Source organism: Parasutterella secunda, assembly GCF_023336895.1.
GTDB classification, from domain to species: Bacteria; Pseudomonadota; Gammaproteobacteria; order Burkholderiales; family Burkholderiaceae_F; genus Aphodousia; species Aphodousia faecalis.
Genome location: NZ_JAMBLT010000035.1, coordinates 1 through 459, shown reverse-complemented (window position 1 = coordinate 459; position 459 = coordinate 1). Strand labels below are relative to the sequence as shown.

Genomic DNA, 459 nt, shown 5'->3' with positions numbered 1-459 from the left:
GGTTTGTTGTGAGAGTTTGGTGTGCTGGGTCAGTAGCTCAGTCGGTTAGAGCACCGTCTTGATAAGGCGGGGGTCGAAGGTTCGAATCCTTCCTGACCCACCAGGCAAAACAGACGGGGCCGTAGCTCAGTTGGTAGAGCGTCTGCTTTGCAAGCAGAATGTCATCGGTTCGATTCCGTTCGGCTCCACCAAGATCTGTCATTTAAAGGAGTTCGTAAAAAAAACGAGCTTTTTTAAATGACAAATCGAAATGATTGTGATATACTCACAAACTCGTCTCGAAAGAGTCAATGTTCTTTAACAATTTGGTGAAACAAAGCGTTTCAATCAAGAAGAAGTTTCGGATTTCATGAGAGTCCGGAATGGATTGATTGGAAACGGGTTGTGATTGCATTCAAACTCAAAGAAAAGAGTTCTTGAGAACCTTAAGAATTGAGAAACAGCGTACAACGTTATAGG

The 459-nt window shown here is 43.4% G+C and carries 2 tRNA genes; both read left to right on the top strand.

Annotated features, from left to right (window positions below):
- Positions 1 to 26: 26 nt before the first annotated feature.
- Positions 27 to 103 (top strand) — tRNA-Ile (locus M3080_RS09195).
- Between the two features lie 12 nt (positions 104 to 115).
- Positions 116 to 191, top strand: a tRNA-Ala gene (locus M3080_RS09190).
- Positions 192 to 459 lie beyond the last annotated feature (268 nt).